This window comes from Thiobacillus thiophilus, assembly GCF_055378705.1.
The window spans coordinates 2941624-2964396 of sequence record NZ_AP042404.1; the positions used below are offsets into that span (position 1 = coordinate 2941624).

The 22773-nt window shown below is 63.4% G+C and carries 22 protein-coding genes, 2 tRNA genes and 1 pseudogene; 14 read left to right on the plus strand and 11 right to left on the minus strand.

The features are described from left to right. The first annotated feature begins 35 nt into the window (after positions 1 to 35). From clpB to ACZ41T_RS14790, 8 genes and pseudogenes are all read left to right on the plus strand, one after another. Positions 36 to 2627: an ATP-dependent chaperone ClpB gene (clpB, locus tag ACZ41T_RS14755; protein WP_464922120.1), complete on the plus strand. Its 2592-nt coding sequence runs from the start codon at positions 36 to 38 to the stop codon at positions 2625 to 2627. A gap of 148 nt (positions 2628 to 2775) precedes the next feature. Further along, positions 2776 to 2985 (plus strand): hypothetical protein, encoded by a 210-nt coding sequence (locus tag ACZ41T_RS14760; protein WP_464922121.1) that lies wholly within the window; start codon positions 2776 to 2778, stop codon positions 2983 to 2985. 227 nt (positions 2986 to 3212) lie between these two features. Then, positions 3213 to 3541, plus strand: a pseudogene (locus ACZ41T_RS14765) (EAL domain-containing protein). 367 nt (positions 3542 to 3908) lie between these two features. Further along, positions 3909 to 5459, plus strand: coding sequence for a transposase (locus tag ACZ41T_RS14770; protein ID WP_464921023.1), 1551 nt, complete (start codon positions 3909 to 3911; stop codon positions 5457 to 5459). A 500-nt stretch (positions 5460 to 5959) separates the two neighbouring features. Further along, entirely contained in the window at positions 5960 to 6283 is a 324-nt protein-coding gene (locus ACZ41T_RS14775) for a response regulator (RefSeq protein WP_464922122.1), read from the plus strand. 11 nt (positions 6284 to 6294) lie between these two features. After that, positions 6295 to 7641, plus strand: a complete 1347-nt coding sequence (locus ACZ41T_RS14780; protein WP_464922123.1) for a PAS domain-containing response regulator — start codon at positions 6295 to 6297, stop codon at positions 7639 to 7641. Positions 7642 to 7742: 101 nt separating this feature from the next. After that, the gene (locus ACZ41T_RS14785) at positions 7743 to 7820 is read left to right on the plus strand and encodes a diguanylate cyclase domain-containing protein (RefSeq protein WP_464923993.1); all 78 of its coding nucleotides are present in this window, start codon (positions 7743 to 7745) and stop codon (positions 7818 to 7820) included. A 333-nt stretch (positions 7821 to 8153) separates the two neighbouring features. Beyond that, entirely contained in the window at positions 8154 to 8873 is a 720-nt protein-coding gene (locus ACZ41T_RS14790; protein ID WP_464922124.1) for an EAL domain-containing protein, read from the plus strand. Here the strand turns inward: ACZ41T_RS14790 and ACZ41T_RS14795 are convergent. Then, the gene (locus ACZ41T_RS14795) at positions 8773 to 9054 is read right to left on the minus strand and encodes a cation-transporting P-type ATPase (RefSeq protein WP_464922125.1); all 282 of its coding nucleotides are present in this window, start codon (positions 9052 to 9054) and stop codon (positions 8773 to 8775) included. The genes ACZ41T_RS14790 and ACZ41T_RS14795 overlap by 101 nt on opposite strands. Positions 9055 to 9214: 160 nt before the next feature. Between ACZ41T_RS14795 and ACZ41T_RS14800 the strand changes: the two genes are divergently transcribed. Beyond that, positions 9215 to 9658: an Hsp20/alpha crystallin family protein gene (locus tag ACZ41T_RS14800; protein ID WP_464922126.1), complete on the plus strand. Its 444-nt coding sequence runs from the start codon at positions 9215 to 9217 to the stop codon at positions 9656 to 9658. A 299-nt stretch (positions 9659 to 9957) separates the two neighbouring features. Further along, on the plus strand, positions 9958 to 11280 hold the full coding sequence (locus ACZ41T_RS14805) for a hemolysin family protein (protein ID WP_464922127.1): 1323 nt from the start codon (positions 9958 to 9960) through the stop codon (positions 11278 to 11280). A gap of 18 nt (positions 11281 to 11298) precedes the next feature. Here the strand turns inward: ACZ41T_RS14805 and ACZ41T_RS14810 are convergent, their stop codons facing one another. From ACZ41T_RS14810 to ACZ41T_RS14845, 8 genes are all read right to left on the minus strand, one after another. After that, positions 11299 to 11940, minus strand: a complete 642-nt coding sequence (locus tag ACZ41T_RS14810; RefSeq protein WP_464922128.1) for a class I SAM-dependent methyltransferase — start codon at positions 11938 to 11940, stop codon at positions 11299 to 11301. After that, positions 11937 to 13121 carry an MFS transporter gene (locus ACZ41T_RS14815; RefSeq protein ID WP_464922129.1) on the minus strand — a complete coding sequence of 395 codons (1185 nt, stop codon included), beginning with the start codon at positions 13119 to 13121 and terminating at the stop codon, positions 11937 to 11939. The genes ACZ41T_RS14810 and ACZ41T_RS14815 overlap by 4 nt, the downstream gene beginning before the upstream one ends. A 67-nt stretch (positions 13122 to 13188) precedes the next feature. Further along, entirely contained in the window at positions 13189 to 14043 is an 855-nt protein-coding gene (locus ACZ41T_RS14820) for a sulfite exporter TauE/SafE family protein (protein WP_464922130.1), read from the minus strand. A 119-nt stretch (positions 14044 to 14162) separates the two neighbouring features. Next, positions 14163 to 14624, minus strand: a complete 462-nt coding sequence (locus tag ACZ41T_RS14825) for a rhodanese-like domain-containing protein (RefSeq protein ID WP_464922131.1) — start codon at positions 14622 to 14624, stop codon at positions 14163 to 14165. 33 nt (positions 14625 to 14657) lie between these two features. Continuing rightward, a complete protein-coding gene (locus ACZ41T_RS14830; RefSeq protein ID WP_464922132.1) occupies positions 14658 to 15320 on the minus strand; it encodes an ArsR/SmtB family transcription factor in 663 nt (220 codons plus the stop codon). A gap of 138 nt (positions 15321 to 15458) precedes the next feature. Then, positions 15459 to 15812 (minus strand): 6-carboxytetrahydropterin synthase QueD, encoded by a 354-nt coding sequence (queD, locus tag ACZ41T_RS14835; protein WP_464922133.1) that lies wholly within the window; start codon positions 15810 to 15812, stop codon positions 15459 to 15461. Positions 15813 to 16035: 223 nt separating this feature from the next. Then, positions 16036 to 18714 carry an ABC transporter permease gene (locus ACZ41T_RS14840; protein WP_464922134.1) on the minus strand — a complete coding sequence of 893 codons (2679 nt, stop codon included), beginning with the start codon at positions 18712 to 18714 and terminating at the stop codon, positions 16036 to 16038. Between the two features lie 92 nt (positions 18715 to 18806). Next, a complete protein-coding gene (locus ACZ41T_RS14845; protein ID WP_464922135.1) occupies positions 18807 to 19619 on the minus strand; it encodes an ABC transporter ATP-binding protein in 813 nt (270 codons plus the stop codon). 28 nt (positions 19620 to 19647) lie between these two features. Between ACZ41T_RS14845 and ACZ41T_RS14850 the strand changes: the two genes are divergently transcribed. The 4 genes from ACZ41T_RS14850 to ACZ41T_RS14865 all read left to right on the plus strand — a co-directional run bounded on the left by ACZ41T_RS14850 (position 19648) and on the right by ACZ41T_RS14865 (position 22484). Further along, positions 19648 to 20277: an arylesterase gene (locus tag ACZ41T_RS14850; RefSeq protein WP_464922136.1), complete on the plus strand. Its 630-nt coding sequence runs from the start codon at positions 19648 to 19650 to the stop codon at positions 20275 to 20277. Positions 20278 to 20309: 32 nt separating this feature from the next. Next, a complete protein-coding gene (locus ACZ41T_RS14855) occupies positions 20310 to 20582 on the plus strand; it encodes a YchJ family protein (RefSeq protein ID WP_464922137.1) in 273 nt (90 codons plus the stop codon). A 91-nt stretch (positions 20583 to 20673) separates the two neighbouring features. Continuing rightward, the gene (locus tag ACZ41T_RS14860) at positions 20674 to 22224 is read left to right on the plus strand and encodes a transposase (protein WP_464921023.1); all 1551 of its coding nucleotides are present in this window, start codon (positions 20674 to 20676) and stop codon (positions 22222 to 22224) included. Positions 22225 to 22319: 95 nt separating this feature from the next. Next, positions 22320 to 22484 carry a YchJ family metal-binding protein gene (locus ACZ41T_RS14865; RefSeq protein WP_464922138.1) on the plus strand — a complete coding sequence of 55 codons (165 nt, stop codon included), beginning with the start codon at positions 22320 to 22322 and terminating at the stop codon, positions 22482 to 22484. 75 nt (positions 22485 to 22559) lie between these two features. Here ACZ41T_RS14865 and ACZ41T_RS14870 read toward each other — a convergent pair. Both ACZ41T_RS14870 and ACZ41T_RS14875 read right to left on the minus strand, forming a co-directional pair. Continuing rightward, positions 22560 to 22635 (minus strand) — tRNA-His (locus ACZ41T_RS14870). Between the two features lie 38 nt (positions 22636 to 22673). Further along, a tRNA-Arg gene (locus tag ACZ41T_RS14875) sits at positions 22674 to 22750 on the minus strand. Positions 22751 to 22773 lie beyond the last annotated feature (23 nt).

Here is a 22773-nt window from a genome sequence, read left to right on the forward strand (position 1 = left end):
GATGACATCGAATATACCCTAGCACGAGGCCACTTATGCGTTTTGACAAGCTCACCACCCAGTTCCAGCAAGCCTTTTCCGACGCGCAAAGCCTGGCCGTCGGCGGCGACCATGCCTACATCGAGCCGCAGCACCTGTTGCTTGCCCTGCTGAACCAGGAAGGTGCCGGCGCAGCGGCCATCTTGGCGCGCGCCGGCGCGCAGGTGCCGGCGCTGAAGGCGGCACTGACCCAGGCGCTGACCCGACTGCCCAAGGTGGAGGGCCAGGGTGGCGAAGTGGCGATTTCGCGCGATCTCAACAACCTGCTGAACCTGACCGACAAGGAGGCGATGAAGCGCAACGACGCCTACATCGCCTCCGAGCTGTTTTTGCTGGCGGCGCTGGACGACAAGGGCGAAATCGGGCGCCTGCTGAAGCAGCACGGCGCGCAGAAGGCGGCGCTGGAACAGGCGATTACGGCCGTGCGCGGCGGCGAGGCCGTGCAGTCGCAGGAAGCCGAAGGCCAGCGCGAGGCGCTCGCCAAATACACCCTCGACCTCACCGCGCGCGCGCGCGAAGGCAAGCTCGACCCGGTGATCGGGCGCGACGACGAAATCCGCCGCTCAATCCAGATTTTGCAGCGTCGCACCAAGAACAACCCGGTGCTGATCGGTGAACCCGGCGTCGGCAAGACCGCCATCGTCGAAGGCCTGGCGCAGCGCATCGTCAATGGCGAGGTGCCGGAAACGCTGAAAGGCAAGAAGGTGCTGGTGCTCGACCTGGCCGCGCTGCTGGCCGGCGCCAAATATCGCGGCGAATTCGAGGAACGGCTCAAAGCCGTGCTGAAAGAGCTGGCGATGGATCCGGGCCGCTACATCATGTTCCTGGATGAGTTGCACACTCTGGTCGGCGCCGGCAAGGCCGAAGGCGCGATGGACGCCGGCAACATGCTGAAACCCGCGTTGGCGCGCGGCGAGCTGCACCTGATCGGCGCCACCACGCTCGACGAATACCGCAAGTATGTCGAGAAGGACGCCGCGCTGGAGCGCCGCTTCCAGAAGGTGCTGGTCGACGAACCCAGCGTCGAATCGACCGTTGCCATCCTGCGCGGCCTGCAGGAACGCTACGAACTGCACCACGGCGTCAATATCACCGACCCCGCAATCGTCGCGGCGGCCGAACTCAGCCACCGCTACATCACCGACCGCTTCCTGCCCGACAAGGCCATCGACCTGATCGACGAAGCCGCGGCGCGGGTCAAGATGGAAATCGACTCCAAGCCCGAGGTGATGGACAAGCTCGAACGGCGCATGATCCAGCTGAAGATCGAGCGCGAGGCGGTCAAGCGCGAGAAAGACGAGGCGTCCAAAAAACGCCTGCAACTCATCGAAGACGAGTTGCTGACCCTGCAACGCGAATACAACGATCTGGAAGAAATCTGGAAAGCCGAAAAAGCCCAGGTCCAGGGCAGCGCCCACATCAAGGAAGAAATCGACAAACTACGCGGCGAGATGATCGAGCTGCAGCGCCAGGGCAAGCTCGACAAGGTCGCCGAGATCCAATACGGCAAGCTGCCGCAGATGGAAGCCCAGCTGAAGCACGCCGAAGCGGCCGACACCAAGCCCGTGTTCAAGCTCCTGCGCACCGAAGTCGGCGCCGAGGAAATCGCCGAGGTCGTCTCGCGGGCGACTGGAATACCTGTATCCAAGATGCTGCAGGGCGAGCGCGACAAGCTGCTGCACATGGAAGACAAGCTGCACAGCCGCGTGGTGGGGCAGGACGAAGCCGTGCGCGTCGTCTCCGACGCCATCCGCCGTTCACGCGCCGGCCTGTCCGACCCCAACCGGCCGCTCGGCTCCTTCCTGTTTCTCGGCCCCACCGGCGTCGGCAAGACCGAACTGTGCAAGACACTCGCCGAATACCTGTTCGATTCCGCCGACCACATGATCCGCATCGACATGAGCGAATTCATGGAGAAGCACTCGGTCGCCCGTCTCATCGGCGCGCCGCCCGGCTACGTCGGCTACGAAGAGGGCGGTTACCTGACCGAAGCGGTGCGCCGCAAACCCTACTCCGTCATCCTGATGGACGAGGTGGAAAAAGCGCACCCGGACGTCTTCAACGTGTTGCTACAGGTGCTTGACGACGGCCGCTTGACCGACGGCCAGGGCCGCACCGTCGACTTCCGCAACACCGTGATCGTGATGACCTCCAACCTTGGCAGCCAGATGATCCAGCAGATGAGCGGCGACGATTACCAGGTCATCAAGCTCGCCGTGCTGGGCGAAGTGAAGTCCTACTTCCGCCCCGAGTTCATCAACCGCATCGACGAAGTCGTCGTCTTCCACGCCCTGGACGAGAAGCATATCGCCAGCATCGCGCGCATCCAGCTAAAAGGCCTGGAAGAACGCCTGGCGCAGATGGAGATGAAACTCGACATCACCGAAGCCGCGCTCGCCGAAATCGCCAAGACCGGCTTCGACCCGATCTACGGTGCCCGACCGCTCAAGCGGGCAATCCAGAGCGAACTGGAAAACCCGTTGGCGAAGGAAATCCTGTCCGGACGCTTCGGGCCCAAGGACACCATCCGTATCGATTCGCAGAACGGGGTGTTCAGTTTCGAGAAGGCGGCGGTACAGCCGGCTTGATCGGGCTGAACAGGGTAGCGAGAGAGGGCGGGATTCCGCCCTCTTTTTTGTCCGGCCATCGGCCTTATGTGAAGCTTCACATAAGGCCGGTTATGCACAGTCGTTGATTATATGAAGTTGTGGAACGGATTGCGTTGAGGGGTAGGTAGTGAGCGTTACGGATTTGCTACAGGCAGGCACCGACATCAGCGTCATCGCACTGTGGCTTGGCCATGAGAGTCCCGTAACCACGCACCATTATGTCGAGGCCGACCTGACCATGAAGGACCGTGCCTTAGCCCGACTGCATGAACCGGATGTCAGAATTCAGCGCTACCGTGCGCCTGACGCGTTGATCGACTTCCTGATGACGTTGTGATTATGTGGAGAATAAAATACGCGTCAGCCTCCGCCCATCGGCGTCGCGGTCAACCTCCCGGCACGGCAGTTCAGGCAGCCCGACCTGGTCGAAAAGGTGGCCACCATTCTCGATGAAACAGGGCTTGACTCCGTTTGCCTCGAACTGAAACTGACCGAGAGCCTGGTCATGCAGTGGTCTTGCAGGGCGTCGAAAAAACCATCGTCACCCTGAGCCGGCTCAAGGCGATGGGCATCAAGCTGTCGGTTGACGATTTCGATACCGGCTATTCGAGCCTGAGCTATCTCAAGCGCTTCCCGATCGACACGCTGAAGATCGCCAGTCATTCGTGCACGATATCACCACCGATCTGGACGACGCGGCGATCGCCAAGAGCATCATTTCCATGGCGCACGACATGCAGCTCAGGGTGATCGCCGAGGGGGTCGAAACCGAGTCGCAGAAATCCTTCCTGCAGCAGCGCCACTGCGACGAGATGCAAGGCTATCTCTTCAGCAGACCGGTGGCAGCCGCGGAATTTGAAAGACTCCTCAGGGAAGCCGTAGCCTGCTGCTGAACGCTAGCGCAGCGGTCAGGAAGCCGGCGATCCAGCCGTTTCCCGCAACGCCGGCGCCTTCAACGGGCGCCGCTTTTTTGTCTGCGTGCGTTGGACATCCAGGCCGGCTGCGCCCATCCTTAAACTAAGGAAGCGCTGATTAATTCGATATGGCCGTCATTGCGAGCGCTGCGAAGCAATCCAGCGTATCGATCAAGCGGGCATTTCTGGATTGCCGCGTCGCTGCGCGCCTTGCAATGACAAATTAATCAGCGGTTCCCTAACGAGGCTGTATAAAAAGCCCCTAAAAATAATCATTCCCGCATCTTGCCCCAGCCTCCCGCCTGCATCAACATCGCTGCATTGATTTTGTGATGGCACAGACCGCATGGCGCGCTACAAGCATATCGACACCAGCCCCCGTTTCCTTGCCGTCGACCTGCAACGGCAACTGCTTCCCGGTACTTTCGAGCACGCGCTCAATCACCTCATCGACCACGAGCTGGACCTGTCCAGCTTCGATGCCCGCTTCAACAACGACGCGACCGGTGCGGCGGCTTATCCGCCTGCCATGCTGCTCAAGGTCGTGCTGTTTGCCTACAGCCAGGGCATTATTTCCAGTCGCAACATTGAAGCAGTCTGCCGTGACCACGTCACCTTCATCGCCCTGTCAGGCGACACCCAGCCCCACTTCACCACGATTGCCGGATTTGTCTCGAAGCTTGCCGACGACATCGCCCGCGTCTTCACCCAAATCCTCTACCTGTGCGACCGGCAGGGTTTGATCGGACGCGAGATGTTTGCCATCGACGGCGTCAAGCTGCCCAGCAACGCCAGCAAACAGAAGAGCGGCACCCGTGCCGACTTCGAGCACCAGGCCACCAAGCTCGAAGCCGCTGCCCGCGTCATGCTCGAACGGCATCGGGAAGAGGACAGCAAACCGGTCGAGGCCGACCTCAGACAGAAAGAAGTCCAGCGCATCAGCCGCCTGCAAACCGATGCCGCCCAACTGCGTCAATGGCTCACCGCTCATCCCGATGATCGCAAGGGCAGCAAAGGCACGATACGGAAGAGCAACCGCACCGACAACGAATCCGCCAAGATGGCGACCAGCAAAGGCGTCATCCAGGGTTATACGGGTGTGGCCGCCGTCGATGCCCGTCACCAGATCATCGTGGACGCGCAGGCCCACGGTACCGGCAGCGAACAGGAACTGCTGGTACCGGTGGTCAAAGCCATCCAGGTCGCATTGAATGATGCTCCACTCATCACCCCGGCCAGCCTCATCACAGCGGACGCGGGTTACCACTCAGAAGCCAACCTTAAGCAACTTACTGAACTGGAAGTGGACGCCTTGATTGCCGACAACGGTATGCGGCAACGCGATCCACGCTTCAAGGATCAGGACAAACACAAGCAGGCCCCCGATCCTCTGCACGACAAATCCGGCCAGAAGAAAGAGAAGAAGCCGACTGCTGTTTATCGCCCCGCAGACTTTCGCTATGACATGGACGCGCAGACCTGCGTTTGCCCTGCGGGCAAGACACTCTACGGCAACGGCAGCCATTGCATCATCAATGGTTTCGTTGCCGTCAAATTTCAGGGCGCGCAGCAGGACTGCGTACCGTGCGCACAACGGGATAAGTGTCTACGCACGCCGACCAGGACCAAGACCCGGCAAGTGAGTTTCTTTCAGGGCAAGGCTGACGGCACGGAGTCCTTCACCGACAAGATGAAAGTCCGTATCGATTGCCCGGAAGGACAGGCGCGATACGGACGACGCTTCGCCACGGTGGAACCGGTGTTCGGCAACTTGCGGCACAACAAACAGCTCAACCGCTTCACCTTGCGGGGGCAGAAGAAAGTGGATGCGCAGTGGAAGCTCTACTGCCTGGTGCACAACATCGAGAAGCTGGCGCATCACGGGTATGCGCAGTAGGGACGGGGCGGGCAGCCCGCACTACGTCAATCAGATGCTGCCATGACTGATCGGAACATCCCACCGAATCGGTTCGGTAAGTTGCAAATCATGAATTGAAAACGGCGTGGAAATTCCACGCCGTTTTTTACGTCGCCAATTTGGCTGAAAAGGGGTTTTTCTACAGCGTCAACGTTAAAAACCGCAGTTGACCGCTTATCACCCTCAGGAATTCCCCGTGAATGCTTGCTTGAGTGCCGTCGATCAGGTGCACCTGTTGGGCGAGCGCGTCCAGCTGCGGTTTCTAGGTTGAATTGAATTCCTGATAGACAATTCCGAATAATCCGATTAAATATCGCGCTTGCGCCAAAATCAGGGCCAGGGATAGCGCCTGTTCAGGACCGCATGTATATTTGACGCGCGTCGACAAGCTTGGGTAACAGCTTTTTTACCCTGCCGCGCGACGGCACAAATCGGCAGGAGCAGTTCAATGGAAGACAGCTTGCAAGGCAATCATGTTGATGGAAGACTACGAAGTGGACACCATAACGGTGCGTCGCGCCCTGAAGGGATTGCATGGGGGAAATCCGCTGGTGCGGCTTGAGAACGGTAAGGAAGCGCCCGGTTACCTGCGTCAGTCGGGCCGGGTCATGCCGTGCCTCATCCTGCGCGACCTCGATATGACGGCGGTGATGCTCACCACTTCCGAGGAGTTGCAGGACGGGTTGGCCAGCTTTGATCCCGGCGCGACCGGCTACGTCGGCAAGCCGGTTGACTACCCGCAGTTCGCGGAAGCGACGCGCGCCACCGACCCCTGCCGGACGTCGAGCGAGCTGCCACAATGAGCCCCGTCATCGTGCGAGTTCTACTAGTCGAGGACGACGTCGTTGATCGCCTCGCCTGCTGCCGCGCGCTGGCGGCGCAGCCCGGTTACGTATTCGAGGTGGAGGAGGCCGACACGGCGCGCGCCGGCCTGCAGCATGCGCGCGCCGAGGCGCCGGACCTGATTTTGCTCGACTACCGCCTGCCGGACATGGACGGGGTGGAGTTTCTCGACGAGCTCGCGGCGGATACCGGGAAAATCATGGTGCCGGTGGTCATGCTGACCGGTGCCCAGGACATCGCCATTGCGGTGGACGCCATGCGCCGCGGTGCGCGCGATTATCTGGTCAAGGACGACAAGGGCGACCACCTCAAGCTGCTGCCGACAGTGATCCATCGCGTGCTGCGCGAGAGCCAGGCGCATGCCGACAAGCGCGCAGCAGAAGACCAATTGCGCGCCGCCGAAGCCAAATACCGCAGCCTGGTCGAACAGATTCCGGCGATCGCCTTCACTGCCGCGCTGGATGTGCCGGGAAACCTGCTCTACGTCAGCCCGCAGATTGAACGTCTGGGGTTTTCTCCGGACGAATGGCTGGCAAACCCGGACGGCGTGCTCCACCGCATTCACCCGGACGACCAGGCGCGGGTGCACGCGGCCTTCGCCCGCAGCTACGAATCGGGCGAGCCGCTGCGCTGCGAATATCGCCTGCTCGCGCGTGACGGTGCGCCGCATTGGTTCCTTGACGAAGCCCACGTGGTGCACGATGCGGCCGGCGAGCCGCTGTGCTTGCAGGGCGTGCTGATCGACATCACTGAAGACAAGCAGCGCGAGGCGGAGCTCGAGTTTCACGGCAGCTATCTTGAGTTACTGGTGGCGGAACGCACCGGCCAACTGGAAAAACAGACCGAGATGCTCAGATCGGCCAACGTCAACCTGGTGAAAGAAATCGACGAGCGCTGGCAGGCCGAGCGGGCTTTGCGCGCCAGCGAGACGCGCTTCCGCCTGCTGCTCGAATCGGTCGATGAGGGTATCTATGGACTCGATACTGAGGGACGCTGCACCTTCGTGAATAAGGCCGCGTTGACGATGCTCGGCTATGCCCGCGACGAACTGCTGGGGCGCGAGACCCACAGCCTGATGCACCCCACCCATGCCGATGGCAGCGCCTACCCGGCCGGGGCATGCCCGATCTACGACGCGTTTCGCACGGGCCGGCCGTCCCGGGGCTTGGTGGAACTGCTCTGGCGCAAGGACGGCAGCTCCTTCCCCGCGGAATATTCGGCGCAGCCGATACGCGAGGCGGGACGCGTGACTGGCGCGGTGCTGGTGTTCCGCGACGTCGCCGAAGCGCAGGCCCTGAGGCATCTGCTTTCGTACTAGGCAACGCACGACATGCCCGCCGGCCTGGTCAATCGTCAGGAGTTCGAGCGCCGGCTGGATCGGGGGTCGACCAGCCACTGGGAGACGGTGAGGAATACGCGCTGCTCTATCTCGATCTCGACCGGTTCAAGATCGTGAACGACACCTGCGGTCACCCTGCGGGCGACCAACTGCTGTGACAGATCACTGAGCGTCTGCATGAACGCCTGCGCGACCGCGACACGGGCGGCGACGAATTCGGCGTGCTGCTCGAACATGCCCATTGGACCAGGCGCTGCGCATCGCCACGGCGTTGCGCGATGTGGTGCAGGACTATCGTTTCGCCTGGGAGGGCAAGCCGTTCCCGGTCAGCGTGAGCATCGGTCTGGCACCGTTGTCCGCAATCGTCGGCGGCGTATCCGCCACACTCGCCGCCGCCGATGCCGCCTGCTACGCGGCGAAGGAGCAGGGCCGCAACCGGATGCACCTCTACCAGCCGGACGACGCCCTGCTCGCGCAGCAGCACACCCCAAATGCAATGGGTGTCGCGCCTGACCCATGCCCTCGACACCAACCGCTTCCGCCTCTATCAGCAGGTCATCGCGCCGCTCGGTCAGCACGGCCAGAGCCGCCCGCACCACGAGGTGCTGCTGCGTCTGCTGGACGAAGAGGGGCGGATGAAGCTGCCGGTGGACTTTCTCAAGATCGACGGCAACTTCATCCGCACCATGGTCGAGGGCAGCCTGACGCGGGCCATGGCCGATGCGATTAACCGGGCGGCACACGTGATGGCGATCGAAACCGTGGCTGATGGCGCAGAGAGCGCATCGATTCTTGCCCTGCTCAGGGAGCTCGGCGTGGACCACGCCCAGGGCTCCTGCCGCTGCCAGAGGCGGACGCGTCCGTACCTGGCGCCGATGGGTACGGACGCAATCCGGCACACCGCCCGTGACTTATCTCCAAGCGCAAGGACAGTAACGAGTCAGGCCTTTTCGCCGGTCGCCAGCAACAAGCCGCCCCACGGCAGCGCAGCGGGCATGGCCTGCTCCAGGCAGCGGGCCGTGCGTGTGGCCGAAGGCGGAAAAATAGCCGAGCGCAATTTCAGCTTGCGCTCGGCCTTGTATTCCTGCCAAAAGGAAAAGACGCCATTGATCAGGATGACGCCGACGATGGCGACCCCCAGCCACGCCATGCCCTGGCCGGCATCGAAATATTCGGCCAGCAACGCCAGCGCCGCCCCACCCACAAAATGATGGCGAAGAAGTGGGTAAACCCGCGGGCGACGCGCAGCAGTAAACGCTCGGGTCTCGCCTCCTCGACATGGTTCGGGCCGAACTCTGCGGGGCGTCGCTGCGCCTCGGCCGAAGCCAGGCCAACGGCTGAGGTATGCAGGCTGGCACGAGACTGCTCCGCAGTGAGGCTCTGGATGTGCACAGGGAAATGGGCGACGTTGCCTGCTGTTAAGCATGGGCGGCATAACGGAATGTTTGCGTCTTGAAATATCCGGATGCGGAGCTAAGTTGAGTGTGTAAGTGTAGCCGCTATGGCGACTAAGCCTTTATCCAGAAAACCTGCTTTAATCGGAGAAAAAGTCATGACCAAGCTTACGCGTTACGATCCGTTTAATGTCGCCCGCGTCGATCCGTTCGGCGACATCGATGACCTGTTCAAGGGTTTCTTCATGCGTCCTGTTGTCATGGAGGGTCAGCCCCAGATGCAGATCAAGATGGACGTTAAGGAAGATGGCAACGCCTATATCGTGCACGCCGACATCCCAGGCGTGAAGAAGGAAGACATTCAAGTCAGCATCGAAGGCAATCAGGTTTCGATCAGCGCCGAATCGAAGACTGAAAAGGAAGAGAAAAAGGGCGAAAAAGTCCTGCGTTCCGAGCGCTATTACGGCAAGGTGGCGCGTAGATTCACCCTGGCGAACGACGTGGATGAAGCCAAGGCCCACGCCAAGTACAATGATGGGGTGCTGGAACTGACCTTGCCGAAGAAGGCCACCACGTCGGCCAAGAAACTGGCGGTCCAGTAATTTCCCGCAACGCTGGCAAAAGCGACGCCCTTCCCTTGGCGTCGCTTTTTTGTCTGCGTGAAATGGATATCCAGGCCGGCATCGCCCATGATCCGATGGCATGCGTCTCGACTCGGCAGCCAATGACCACTCAGTTCCGTTAAGGAGACGCTGATTAATTTGTCATTGCGAGGAGCGCAGCGACGCGGCAATCCAGAAATGCCCGCTTAATCGATACGCTGGATTGCTTCACTGCGCTCGCAATGACGGTCATATCGAATTAACAGTGCTTCCTTAAGTTTTTCAGACGGAATCAAGTCATGGAAATCCTGCTCCTAGCCGCACTGATTGTGCTGAATGGCGTGTTCGCCATGTCGGAAATTGCGCTGGTGATCGCCCGGCGCGCGCGCCTGGCGCATATGGCCGAAAAAGGCAGCCTCTCGGCTGCCGCGGCGATGAAACTGCACGACGAGCCAACGCATTTCCTGTCGACGGTGCAGGTCGGCATCACCTCGATCGCCATCCTCAGCGGCATCGTCGGCGAGGCCGCGCTGGCCGGGCCGCTGGCGCTATGGTTGCAGTCGGTCGGGATGGAAACGGAAGCCAGCCGCATCGCTTCGACCGCGCTGGTGGTGGTCATCATCACCTATGTCACGATCGTTGTCGGCGAACTGGTGCCCAAACGCATCGCCCAACTCGATCCCGAGCGCATTGCCTGCCGGGTGGCGCGTCCAATGCAGCTGCTGGCGCAGTTGGCGCAGCCGTTCGTGTACTTCTTGTCGTTGTCGACCGATGGCCTGCTGCGGTTGCTGCGCATGCGCCCGCCCGATCAGACGGACATCATCGAGGAGGAAATCCACGCCCTGCTGCAGGAAGGCTCGGACTCCGGCGCGATCGAACAGGAGGAACGCGAGATGGTGCGCAACGTGTTCCGCCTCAACGACCGCCTGGTCGAGTCGCTGATGGTGCCGCGCGCCGACATTGTCTATCTCAATGTCGCGCTGTCGCTGGACGACAACCTGCGGCGCGTGGCCGGATCGGAGCACACGCACTTCCCGGTCTGCCGCGGCGGGCTCGACGAGGTACTGGGCGTCCTCAGCGTCAGGCAGCTGCTCGATGCGATGCTGGCCGGCGCGCCGCCCAGCCTCACCCAATCGCTGCAGCCGGCCGTGTTCGTACCGGAACGCCTCAGCGGCCTCGACCTGCTGGGGACGTTCCGTGCGTCCGACACCCACCTGGTGCTGGTCGTCGACGAATACGGCGAGATCAACGGCCTGGTCACCCTGCACGACGTGCTGGAAGCCATTGCCGGCGAATTCAAGCCGCGCAGGCTGGACGAGGCGTGGGCGATGCGGCGCGAGGACGGCTCCTGGCTGCTAGACGGCCTGATCCGCATCCCCGAACTGAAGGACAGGCTGGGGCTGAAAAGCCTGCCGGAAGAAGACAAGGGCCGCTACCACACGCTGAGCGGTCTGGTGATGTGGCTGTCCGGGGCTTTGCCGCAGACCGGCGATGTGCTGATCTGGGAAAACTGGCGGCTGGAAGTGGTCGACCTCGATGGTAAGCGTATCGACAAGATTCTTGCCACGCCGATTGCGCCCGCCGAAGCCGCGCCGCCGGACACGCCTGACGGGTCGGGTTGATGTCCTCGCCGCGGCGAATCAGGCCTTTTCGCCGGTTGCCAGTAGCAGCCCGCCCCACGGCAGCGCACCAGAGATGGCCCGTTCCAGGCAGCGGGCCGTGCGCGTAGCCGAAGGCAGAAAAATGGCCGAGCGCAATTTCAGTTTGTGCACTGGCAAGCCGGTGAACAGCGCGCGCACTTCGCCAGCGGTATGCCAGCGGGCGCCGCGATAGGCGCCGCTGCCGCCCCCCCGGCCCTTTTGCCAATACAGCAGGCTGCTCCGGTTGAGCCAGCCGATGGCAAAGCGGTGACGCGTCACCCGTACGGTCTCGGCCACGGCCTGGCGCTCGTCGTCCACAAAACAGAGCGCGGCGATCGACAGCACGCGATCGAAGCTGGCGTCGGCAAACGGCAGCGCGCGCGCATCGCCTTCCCCCCAGTTCGATGCCGGGCTGCCGTGGGTGCGCGCGTAATCCAGCCAGCCGGCATTGAGATCGAGCCCGGTGGCGACGAGCCCGTCTGCCGCGGCGCGGCGGGTGAACCAGCCGGTGCCGCAGCCGACGTCGAGCAGGCTGTCGCCCGGTTGCGCCGCGAGCAGGCGCGCGGCCAGCGCATATTCGGTTTCGCCGATCCAGCGCCCGCGCGGGGTGGCGTACCAGGTGTCGTAGTCGGCGGGGTTCATGCTGCTGCCGCCAGCCGGCGGGATTGTCGTTCGATGCCGATGACCGCAATCAGCGCGGCCAGCAGGAGGGGCACCACCGCGAGGTTCAGCGTCACCCAGCCGAAGCGGTCGTAGAGCCATCCTGCCGACAGGGTGGCCGTCGCCGCCAGGCCGAAGACGGCGAATTCGTTCACCGCCTGCACCTTTAGCCGCTCGCCGGGCTGGTAGGCCTGGGTCAGCAGCGCGGTGCCGCCGATGAAGGCGAAGTTCCAGCCGACACCGAGCAATATCAGCGCCGACAGGAAATGCATGAACTCGACGCCGGACAGGGCCAGCACGACGTGGCCGAGCAGCAGGACAAACCCGGCCTGCATGATGCGCGGCGCACCGTAGCGTGTGATCAGGATTCCGGTGAAGAAGGACGGCGCGAACATCCCCACCACGTGCCACTGAATCACCGGCGTCACGTCCGACCCCGGCAGGCCGCAGCCCAGGATTGCCAGCGGCGTCGCCGTCATCACCATGATCATGACGGCATAGCCGATGGCGGTGCCGAAGATTGCCACGCGCAGAGCGGGCTGGGCCAGGATTTCACGCAGCGGACGCGCGACGCCGACGTGGGTGACGGCCACTTTGGGAAGGTGCAGGCGGGAGAGCAGAAGCAAGGCGATGAAACTCAGGACCCCCTGCGCCAGATAGGAACCGACAAAGATCTGCCCGCCGATCCAGTCGCGTCCCCATATCCCGAGCTGGGGGCCGAGGAAGGCCGCGACCACGCCGCCGGCCACCACCAGGGAAATGGCCCTGCCGGCATGGGCCGACCCTGCGGCCTCGACGGCGGCGAAGCGGTAGTAATTGGCGAAGCCCTGGTAGCTGCCCAGCAGGAAATGCCCGATGACGAAGACGACAAAGTCGCTCCGGTAAAGCGCCAGCGCGCACAGCAGGCTGCCGCCGACGCCGAGCAGCGCGCCGAGCAGAAAACCCGGCCGGCGGCCCGACCGGCGCATGAGCATGGCCGCCGGCAGCGAGGCGATGGCGGTGCCGATCACCATCGCCGCGACGGGGAGCGTCGCCAGCCCCTTGTCGGGGGCGAGCATGGCGCCGAGGATCGCGGCGAGCGCCATCGACAGGACAATGGCGGACAGCATCAGGGCCTGGCTCAGCACCAGGATCAGGATGTTGCCGCGGGGTGAGGCTGGCATCAGGGTTGGCATGATTCTAATTTGGGTGGCTTGTTGCGGGCAGCGGATAACGCGCATGTTTCCATCGTTATCCCCCAATGACGCTTTTCAACAAAATGTAGCTGGCGACGAACAGCAGGAACACCGCGAATCCGCGCTTCAGGGCGTCCTGCGAGAAGCGGTGGGCGATCCGGGTGCCGGCGAAGCTGGCCACCACGGTGACGGCAGTGAACCCGCCCATCAGCGCCCAGTCGATGGGCACCGCGCCCATATAGCCTGCGAAGCCCGCATAGGACTTGACGGCGACGATGGCGAGCGAGGTGCCGACCGCGATCTTCATGGGGATGCGCGAGAGCAGCACCAGGGCGGGGACGATGAGGAAGCCGCCGCCGACGCCGACGAAGCCGGTGAGCACACCGACGCCGACGCCGTGCAGGGCCATGTGCGCCATGCACGGGGAGAACAGGCCGGTGCAGGGCAGCACTGCCGCATTGCCGGAGAGCGTGGTTGTTGCCGCCCCTGCGGCATTAAAACCACGGCCTACCCCTTGCGGGTGCATCGATACATTTCCGGATGCGGGAACGGCGAGCCGGGCCGGCTTGAGCATGCGCCAGGCCGCCGCAACCATCACCAGGGCGAACACCACGAGCTGGATGACGACGGGGGTCACCACGCCGAGGCGCGCCCCGGCGTAGGTGCCGACCACGCCGAACAGGCCGAACACCGCCGCCACCGACACGTCCACGTTGCCGCGCTTCCAGTTGTCCAGCGCAGCGATCGTGGCGGTCACCGCAACGATGCCCAGACTCATGGCGATGGCCGACTTGGGCGCCACGTCGAGCAGATAGAGCAGCGCCGGGGTGGCCATGATCGAACCGCCGCTGCCGAACAGACCCAGCACGATGCCGGTTGCCGTGCCGGCGAGGATCACAAGGATGTCCATATCAACTCCCGGTCAAATCAATCTAAAAAACTCACCACAGAGATATGTCCCGCAGGGACGGTATCCCTTGGGACACAGAGGCACGGAGAACAGCAGGAAATCAATCGGTTGCCGATCGATCAACCAGCCTTCACCCATCGGGTGGGCGCGCGCGCGTGGGCCTCGAAGCCGCCCTTGGCTTTCCAGCCTTCGATACCGTCCTGCAGCACCTTCACGTTGTCGTAACCGAGCAGGCGCAGGGCGAACACCGCCTGCGCGGATAGCGAGCCGGAATTGCAGTACATCACCGCCATGCGGTCTTTCGGCAGTTCGCTGCGTCGTGCCACCGACTGTCGCCAGTCGATGTTGACCGCGCCGGGGATGTGTTCTTTGGCGAACCGGTCGGCATCGCGCGCATCGACGATGAAGACCTTGTTCCAGTCATCCTGCGGGATCTGCTCCGGCCAGATCAGGCTGCTGCTGTATTCGGCGAAGTCCATGTATCCGGAAAGCGCATCGACGACGGCGGGACTGTTTTCCGCATGGGCCGGTGCGGCCAGCAGGGCGAAGCCGGCAAACAGTGCAATCAGGGTTTTGTTCATGAAGGTTTCTTGGCGAGAAAGATTATGAGAAGTTCAGGATTCGGCCAGCGGCAAACCCGCCGCCTGCCATTCCGGCGTGCCATCGGCGATCTTCTGCGCGCGGTAGCCGTGCTCTTTCAGTAGCGCCACGGCCTCGGCGGACATCATGCAGAAGGGGCCGCGGCAATAGGCGACGATTTCCTTGTCGGCGGGCAGCTCCTTGATTCGCTGCAGAATCTCGTCGAGCGGCATCGAGCGCGCAAACGGCAGGTGACCGCTTGCGTATTCGTCAGACGGGCGCACGTCGATCACCACCACGTCGCCGCGCCGCGCCTTCTCCATCAGCGAGCGCCGCGTTTCGGCATTGAGATTTTCCGGCGCGGCGAAAATCTGCTCCATCGCCACCTTGAGCTCGACCAGATGCTCTTCGGCCACCGTGCGCAGATTGACCCAGAGCGCACTCACGTCGTTGCCGGACAGGCGATAGGCGATGAAGCGCCCGTCGCGCTGTGCCTCGACCAGTCGCGCCGCCTTCAGCACCTTGAGGTGCGCGCTCGCCAGCTTGATGTCGATTCTGGCTTCGGCGGCCAGGGCCTCAACGGTTTTCTCGCCCTGTGCCAGAATTTCCAGCAATTCCAGCCGCTTGGGGCTGGAGACGGCCTTGCCGATGCGGGCGACCTGTTCGTAGAGCAGGTCCTTGGTGTGTCGTTTGATCATGCTTCATATATTCTAACGATTATTAGAATGTGTCAACTGACACAAACCAACCATGGCCTTGAGCAGGCATCCAGCTTGCAATAGCTGTTGATGTTTGCCTTCTCTGCTCAGCCGGCGCGCGGGGTGGAGACGGCCCGGCTAGCCGCGGTAGATGCAGCCCGAATCGTGCGTTTCCATCACGCTCACCTGCGACAAACCGGGTAGCACAGGCCTGATCTGCTGCCACAGCCACACGGCCAGGTTTTCGCTGGTGGGGTTTTCCAGCCCGGCGATGTCGTTGAGGGTGCGATGATCGAGCGCCGCATGAACCGGTCGCCAGGCCGCCTCGATGTCGGCGAAATCGAGCACCCAGCCAAGCACCGGATCGACTTCGCCGCTGACGGTGAGTTCGACCCGGAACGAATGACCGTGCAGACGCGAGCAGGGATGGGATTCGGGCAGCGCGGGCAGGCGGCGCGCGCATTGCAGGTGAAAGATGCGGAAGACGTCCATGCGGCATTCTCGCGCAAGTCGCAGGTGCTGACCATGACGGCAGGCAGCGGAATTAATGCGATCGGTGGTCCGCAGTCCCGGCAATATCCTTGCAGCTTATGAAAACCAGCGCAGGAAGGCCGCCGCCGTCAGGGCTGGCGCCCAGCGCGGCCAGGCCCAGGATGGTGCACTTCACGCGCACGCGATTTATAGATAGTCGATCCGCACAGCAACCTGCTGCCATTCAACCCAGCGCGCGGATCGACTGCATCGGTGGCACCCGGATGATATGCCGTGTGGTGAGCCAGCCGCTCATGCCGACCAGCAGCGCCCCGCCCAGCGGTAACGCAAGCCACAGCCAGGGGTGCAGGCGCAGCGGCAGTTCGAACAGGCGATCGGCGATCAGCGCCATGGCGATTTCGGCACAGGCGCTGGCGAGCAATCCGGCCAGCAATCCCAGGGCGATGAATTCGCTCCATAAGCCCTTGGCCAGATAGGCGCGCTGGGCGCCGAGGGTGCGCAGCAGCACCGCTTCCTGCTGCCGCGCGTCGAGGCTGGCCAGCAGCGTGGCGACGACAACGGCCATGCCGGCAGCAAGCAAAAAGCCCAGCAGCAGCTGGATGGCGCCGATGATCTGCGCGAACACGGCTTCGATATTGGCGATGAGCTTGTCGAGCGCGAGTATGGTGATGCCGGGGAAGGCCTTGACGAAGCCGGGCAGCACGCCGGTGGCGTCGGGCGGCACGTAGACGCTGGCGATGAAACTGGCGGGCAGGGCGTCGAGTTGGCCGGGAGCGAAGATGACGAAGAAATTCGGTTGCATCGAATCCCACTTCACACTGCGGATGCTGGTGATGCGCGCGGCGATCGTCTGGTCGCCGATCTGGAAAGCGAGCTGGTCGCCGATCGCAAGATTGAGCCGCTCGGCCATTCCGGATTCGACCGAAAGTGCTGCGGAAGGGTCGCTGCGCAGCAGCGGGGCACCCGCCGGCGTGCCCTTTACGGGTGCTGCGGAAGGGTCGCTGCGCAGCAGCGGGGCACCCGCCGGCGGTGTCAATTCCGCATCGGCTTTAGCCGATAGCGGATTGCCTACCTTCGGCATACCCTTTACGGATGCTGCGGCGCTGCGCTCGCCGTGCCACCGCCCGGCCAGAATGGTGTTATTGGCGGGCAGGGTGGCGGTCCAGGTGAGGTTGAGTTCGCGCCGCAGGGTGTTGCTGTCGCGCGCGTCCTCGGGCAGCGTCTCGGCGATGGGGGTGCCGTTCTTGCTGACCAGGCGGCCGCGCACCATGGGGTAGAGCGCGGAGGCCTTGAGGCGATGCTGCGACAGATACGCGGCCACCGCCTGCTGCTGGTGTGGCGCGATGTTCACCAGAAAATAGTTGGGGGCTTGCGGCGGCAGTTGCTGCTGCCAGCCGGCGATGAGATCGCTGCGCACCAGCGCCAGCAGGGCCACCAGGAACAGCGCCAGGGTGAAGGCGCCGAGCTGCAGGGTGCTGTCGAAGCGGTGGCGCAGCAGCTGCGCAAGACCGAAGCGCAGCGGGCCGTGGGCCATGCGCTGCACGCCGCGGCCGGCCACCAGCGCCAGCCGCGCCAGCAGGATCAGCACGCCGACCAGCGCGGCCAGCGCGCCGACAAAGACGCCGACCAGTTTGACGTCGCCCGCATACCAGGCAATCAGCCCCAGCAGTGCCGATCCGCTGACCGCAGCGCCGAGCCACGCCGTCACCGGCAGCGGCGGCAGGTCGCGCCGCAGCACGCGTAGCGGCGGCACCCGGATCAGGCGCATCAGTGCCGGCAGGGCGGCGCCCGCCAGCGCCAACAGGCCGCTGGCGACGGCGACGCCCACCGGCGCCAGGCCAAGTGACGGCAGTCGGGTGACGGCGTCGGGCAGAATCAGCCCCGCCAGCGCCTGTTGCATCAGTGCGCCGATCACCACGCCGACGAGGCTGCCCAGCAGCCCCAGCGTCAGCAGCTGGACGGCATAGAGTGTGCGCAGCTGCCCGGTGGTGGCGCCGAAGCAGCGCAAGAGCGCCGCCTGGTCGTAATGGCGCAGCGCGTGGTGATGGGCGGCGATGGCGATTGCGGCCACCGACAGCAAGAGGCTGATCAAGGCGGTGAGCTGGATGTAGCGGTCGGCGTTGGCGAAGGCGCCGCGCAGGGTTTCGATGCCTTCGCGCGAGCCGATGAGGCGCTGGGTGCTGTCGAGCGTTGGCTTCAATGCCGCGCCGAATGCGGCGAGTCGATCGGGCTCGCCCGCAAACTGATACAGGTAGGTGAGGCGGCTGCCGGGCTGCAGCACACGGGTGCGTTCGACCTCGTCGGCGCGCAGGAACACGCGCGGGGCAAGGCCGAACACGCCGCCGAGCTGGCCCGGCTCCTCGGCCACGAGGCCGGCGATGCGGAAGGTGGCTTCGCCGATCTGCACGCTGTCGCCGACGCTGGCGGACAGCAGCGGCAGCAGCGACGGCTCGACGTAAATCGCGCCGGGCGGCGGCTGAGCCGGACGCGGGACGCCCGGTTCAAACGGGCGTTCGGCGATACGCACCACGCCGCGCACCGGATAATTGGCGTCGACCGCGCGCAGCGTGGCGAGCTGGAAGGCGTCGCCACGGCTCACCATGCTGGCGAATTCGAGCGCCCGACTCGTGGCAAGCGAACTGCCTGCAAGCGTGCCGGTTGCAGCGGCGGGGGCAGGCCAGTCCTCGATCGGACGCGGGCTGGTGACGAGCAGATCGGCGCCGAGAAAGCCGGCGCCCTGTTCGCTCATCGCGCGCTTGAGGCGGTCGCCCAGAAAGCCGGTGGTGGACACGCTGCCGACGCCGATGATCAGCGCCAGCAGCAGCACCCGCCATTCGCCGCTGGCGCGTTCGCGCCGCAGCAACCAGAGGCCGAGCCGGATCACCCGTAAAGGGTATGCCAAAGGTAGGCAATCTGCATCCAGCCTGCGGCTGGGCGGAATTGACACCGCCGGCGGGTGCCCCGCTGCTGCGCAGCGACCCTTCCGCAGGAACGTCATGCGAGCGCTGCTTCGCACACGCGGCCGGCGACCAGGTGCAGCCGGCGCTGGCAGCGCGCCGCCAGCGCCTCGTCGTGGGTGACCAGGATCAGGGTGGTGTGGGCGGAGGCGTTGAGTTCGAACAGCAGGTCGATGATGCGCGCGCCGGTTTCGGCGTCGAGGTTGCCGGTGGGCTCGTCGGCGAACACGATTTCGGGATCGGTGGCAAAGGCGCGCGCGAGGGCGACGCGCTGCTGCTCGCCGCCGGACAACTGGCGCGGCGTGTGCGCGGCGCGCGTGGCCAGTCCGACGCGGTCGAGCCAGTAGGCCGCGCGTTCGCGTGCGCTCCCGTAAGAGGCAGGTCGCGGTTGTAAAGCCGCTGAAGCGGCAACCGCCACGTTCTCGGCGCGGCCGGTCAGTTCCAGCGGCAGCAGGATGTTCTCCAGCGCGGTGAGCGCGGGCAGCAGTTGGAACGACTGGAACACGAAGCCGATACGACCCGCGCGCAGCCGGGCGCGGGCATCCTCGTCGAGGTCGCCCAGACGCTGGCCGAGCAGAAATATTTCACCCGAGGAGGGCTGATCGAGCCCCGCCAGCAGGCCCAGCAGGGTGGATTTTCCCGAGCCGGAGGCGCCGGTGATCGCGAGTGTCTCGCCCGCTTTGACCGCAAGCTCGACTTCGCTCAGGATGGCAAGCGTTCCGTCGGCGGTGGCCACACGCTGCGACAGGGCGCGGGCGACGACGGCGTTCTCTCCCGCTTGCGGGGAAGGGGGCGAATGCGAGGCCGAATTCGATTTGGCGGGGAACTGGGCGTTGTCCGGGGGCGTCATTGAGGGGGGTTTGGATTAAGGTGCATGAATGGATTATCGCGTATGGATGTTGCTGCTGGTGCTGTGGCTACCGGGGTGGGCGCTGGCCAGCCCGTGCACTGTGTTGATTGTCGGCGATAGCCTGAGTTCCGGCTACGGCCTTGCAGCGGGGAAAAGCTGGGTGGATCTGCTCGATGCGCGCCTGAAGAAGGCCGCGCCGTCATGGCGTGTGATCAACGCCAGCGTGAGCGGCGACACTACGCAGAACGGCCTGCAGCGCCTGCAGCCTGCGCTCGATCGGCAACGCCCGCAAGGCGTGCTGATCGCACTCGGCGGCAACGATGCCTTGCGCGGCACGCCGCCGGCGACGATCCGGCACAATCTGGTCACGATGATCCGCCAGGCCAAGGCGGCGGGTGCCTGGGTGGTCTTGCTTGAAGCGCCGGTGCTGCCGAATTACGGCAAGTCGTATGCCGATGCGGTGGCGAAACTGTATGTCGACGTCGCGCGCGAGGAGAAAATCGTGCGTGTGCCGTGTTTTGTCTGCGGCGTGGGCACCGCGCCCGGAATGATGCAGGCCGACGGCATCCACCCGAACGAAAAGGCCCAGCCCCGGATGCTCGACGCCGTGTGGCCGTACATCCAGCCGATGCTGCGTTGCCCGGTGAAAAAGCCATGAGTGGGGCAGCCTGTCCGTGCGGATCGGGACGCATGCTTGAAGCCTGCTGCGGGAGATTCCATGCCGGCGCGCCGGCCCCGGATGCCGAGGCCCTGATGCGCTCGCGCTACAGCGCCTATGTGCTGGGACTGGAGGGCTACCTGCTGGCGACCTGGCACCCGGCGACCCGGCCCGCTGCGCTTGAACTTAACGCCACGTCGCGTCCGCAATGGCTGGGGCTGGCGGTGAAGTCGCACATGCCGCTCGACGCGCGCCAGGCGACGGTCGAGTTTGTCGCCCGTTACAAGATCAACGAGGCTGTATAAAAAGCCCCTAAAAATAATCATTCCCGCATCTTGCCCCAGCCTCCCGCCTGCATCAACATCGCTGCATTGATTTTGTGATGGCACAGACCGCATGGCGCGCTACAAGCATATCGACACCAGCCCCCGTTTCCTTGCCGTCGACCTGCAACGGCAACTGCTTCCCGGTACTTTCGAGCACGCGCTCAATCACCTCATCGACCACGAGCTGGACCTGTCCAGCTTCGATGCCCGCTTCAACAACGACGCGACCGGTGCGGCGGCTTATCCGCCTGCCATGCTGCTCAAGGTCGTGCTGTTTGCCTACAGCCAGGGCATTATTTCCAGTCGCAACATTGAAGCAGTCTGCCGTGACCACGTCACCTTCATCGCCCTGTCAGGCGACACCCAGCCCCACTTCACCACGATTGCCGGATTTGTCTCGAAGCTTGCCGACGACATCGCCCGCGTCTTCACCCAAATCCTCTACCTGTGCGACCGGCAGGGTTTGATCGGACGCGAGATGTTTGCCATCGACGGCGTCAAGCTGCCCAGCAACGCCAGCAAACAGAAGAGCGGCACCCGTGCCGACTTCGAGCACCAGGCCACCAAGCTCGAAGCCGCTGCCCGCGTCATGCTCGAACGGCATCGGGAAGAGGACAGCAAACCGGTCGAGGCCGACCTCAGACAGAAAGAAGTCCAGCGCATCAGCCGCCTGCAAACCGATGCCGCCCAACTGCGTCAATGGCTCACCGCTCATCCCGATGATCGCAAGGGCAGCAAAGGCACGATACGGAAGAGCAACCGCACCGACAACGAATCCGCCAAGATGGCGACCAGCAAAGGCGTCATCCAGGGTTATACGGGTGTGGCCGCCGTCGATGCCCGTCACCAGATCATCGTGGACGCGCAGGCCCACGGTACCGGCAGCGAACAGGAACTGCTGGTACCGGTGGTCAAAGCCATCCAGGTCGCATTGAATGATGCTCCACTCATCACCCCGGCCAGCCTCATCACAGCGGACGCGGGTTACCACTCAGAAGCCAACCTTAAGCAACTTACTGAACTGGAAGTGGACGCCTTGATTGCCGACAACGGTATGCGGCAACGCGATCCACGCTTCAAGGATCAGGACAAACACAAGCAGGCCCCCGATCCTCTGCACGACAAATCCGGCCAGAAGAAAGAGAAGAAGCCGACTGCTGTTTATCGCCCCGCAGACTTTCGCTATGACATGGACGCGCAGACCTGCGTTTGCCCTGCGGGCAAGACACTCTACGGCAACGGCAGCCATTGCATCATCAATGGTTTCGTTGCCGTCAAATTTCAGGGCGCGCAGCAGGACTGCGTACCGTGCGCACAACGGGATAAGTGTCTACGCACGCCGACCAGGACCAAGACCCGGCAAGTGAGTTTCTTTCAGGGCAAGGCTGACGGCACGGAGTCCTTCACCGACAAGATGAAAGTCCGTATCGATTGCCCGGAAGGACAGGCGCGATACGGACGACGCTTCGCCACGGTGGAACCGGTGTTCGGCAACTTGCGGCACAACAAACAGCTCAACCGCTTCACCTTGCGGGGGCAGAAGAAAGTGGATGCGCAGTGGAAGCTCTACTGCCTGGTGCACAACATCGAGAAGCTGGCGCATCACGGGTATGCGCAGTAGGGACGGGGCGGGCAGCCCGCACTACGTCAATCAGATGCTGCCATGACTGATCGGAACATCCCACCGAATCGGTTCGGTAAGTTGCAAATCATGAATTGAAAACGGCGTGGAAATTCCACGCCGTTTTTTACGTCGCCAATTTGGCTGAAAAGGGGTTTTTCTACAGCGTCAACGGCCGCGCGTTCAGGCTGCACGAAACCAGCCGCTTCGAGCACGCGGGCGGGCGCTGGTTGTATGTCGATGGAGAGATCCGGGAATGAACGGGTGCACGCAAGGGATGCACGCAAAATGAACCAGGCCCGCTTGCGCGGGCCTGGTTCATTCGTGCAAATAGATGGGGTGGACGATGGGGCTCGAACCCACGACAACAGGAATCACAATCCTGGACTCTACCAACTGAGCTACGTCCACCATTGGTGTCGTCGACAATTGCCGACAACGAAAAACTTTGGCCTGCCCGACAGGAATCGAACCTGTAACCCCCAGCTTAGAAGGCTGGTGCTCTATCCAGTTGAGCTACGGGCAGAGACACACTTCTCGGGCGCCATT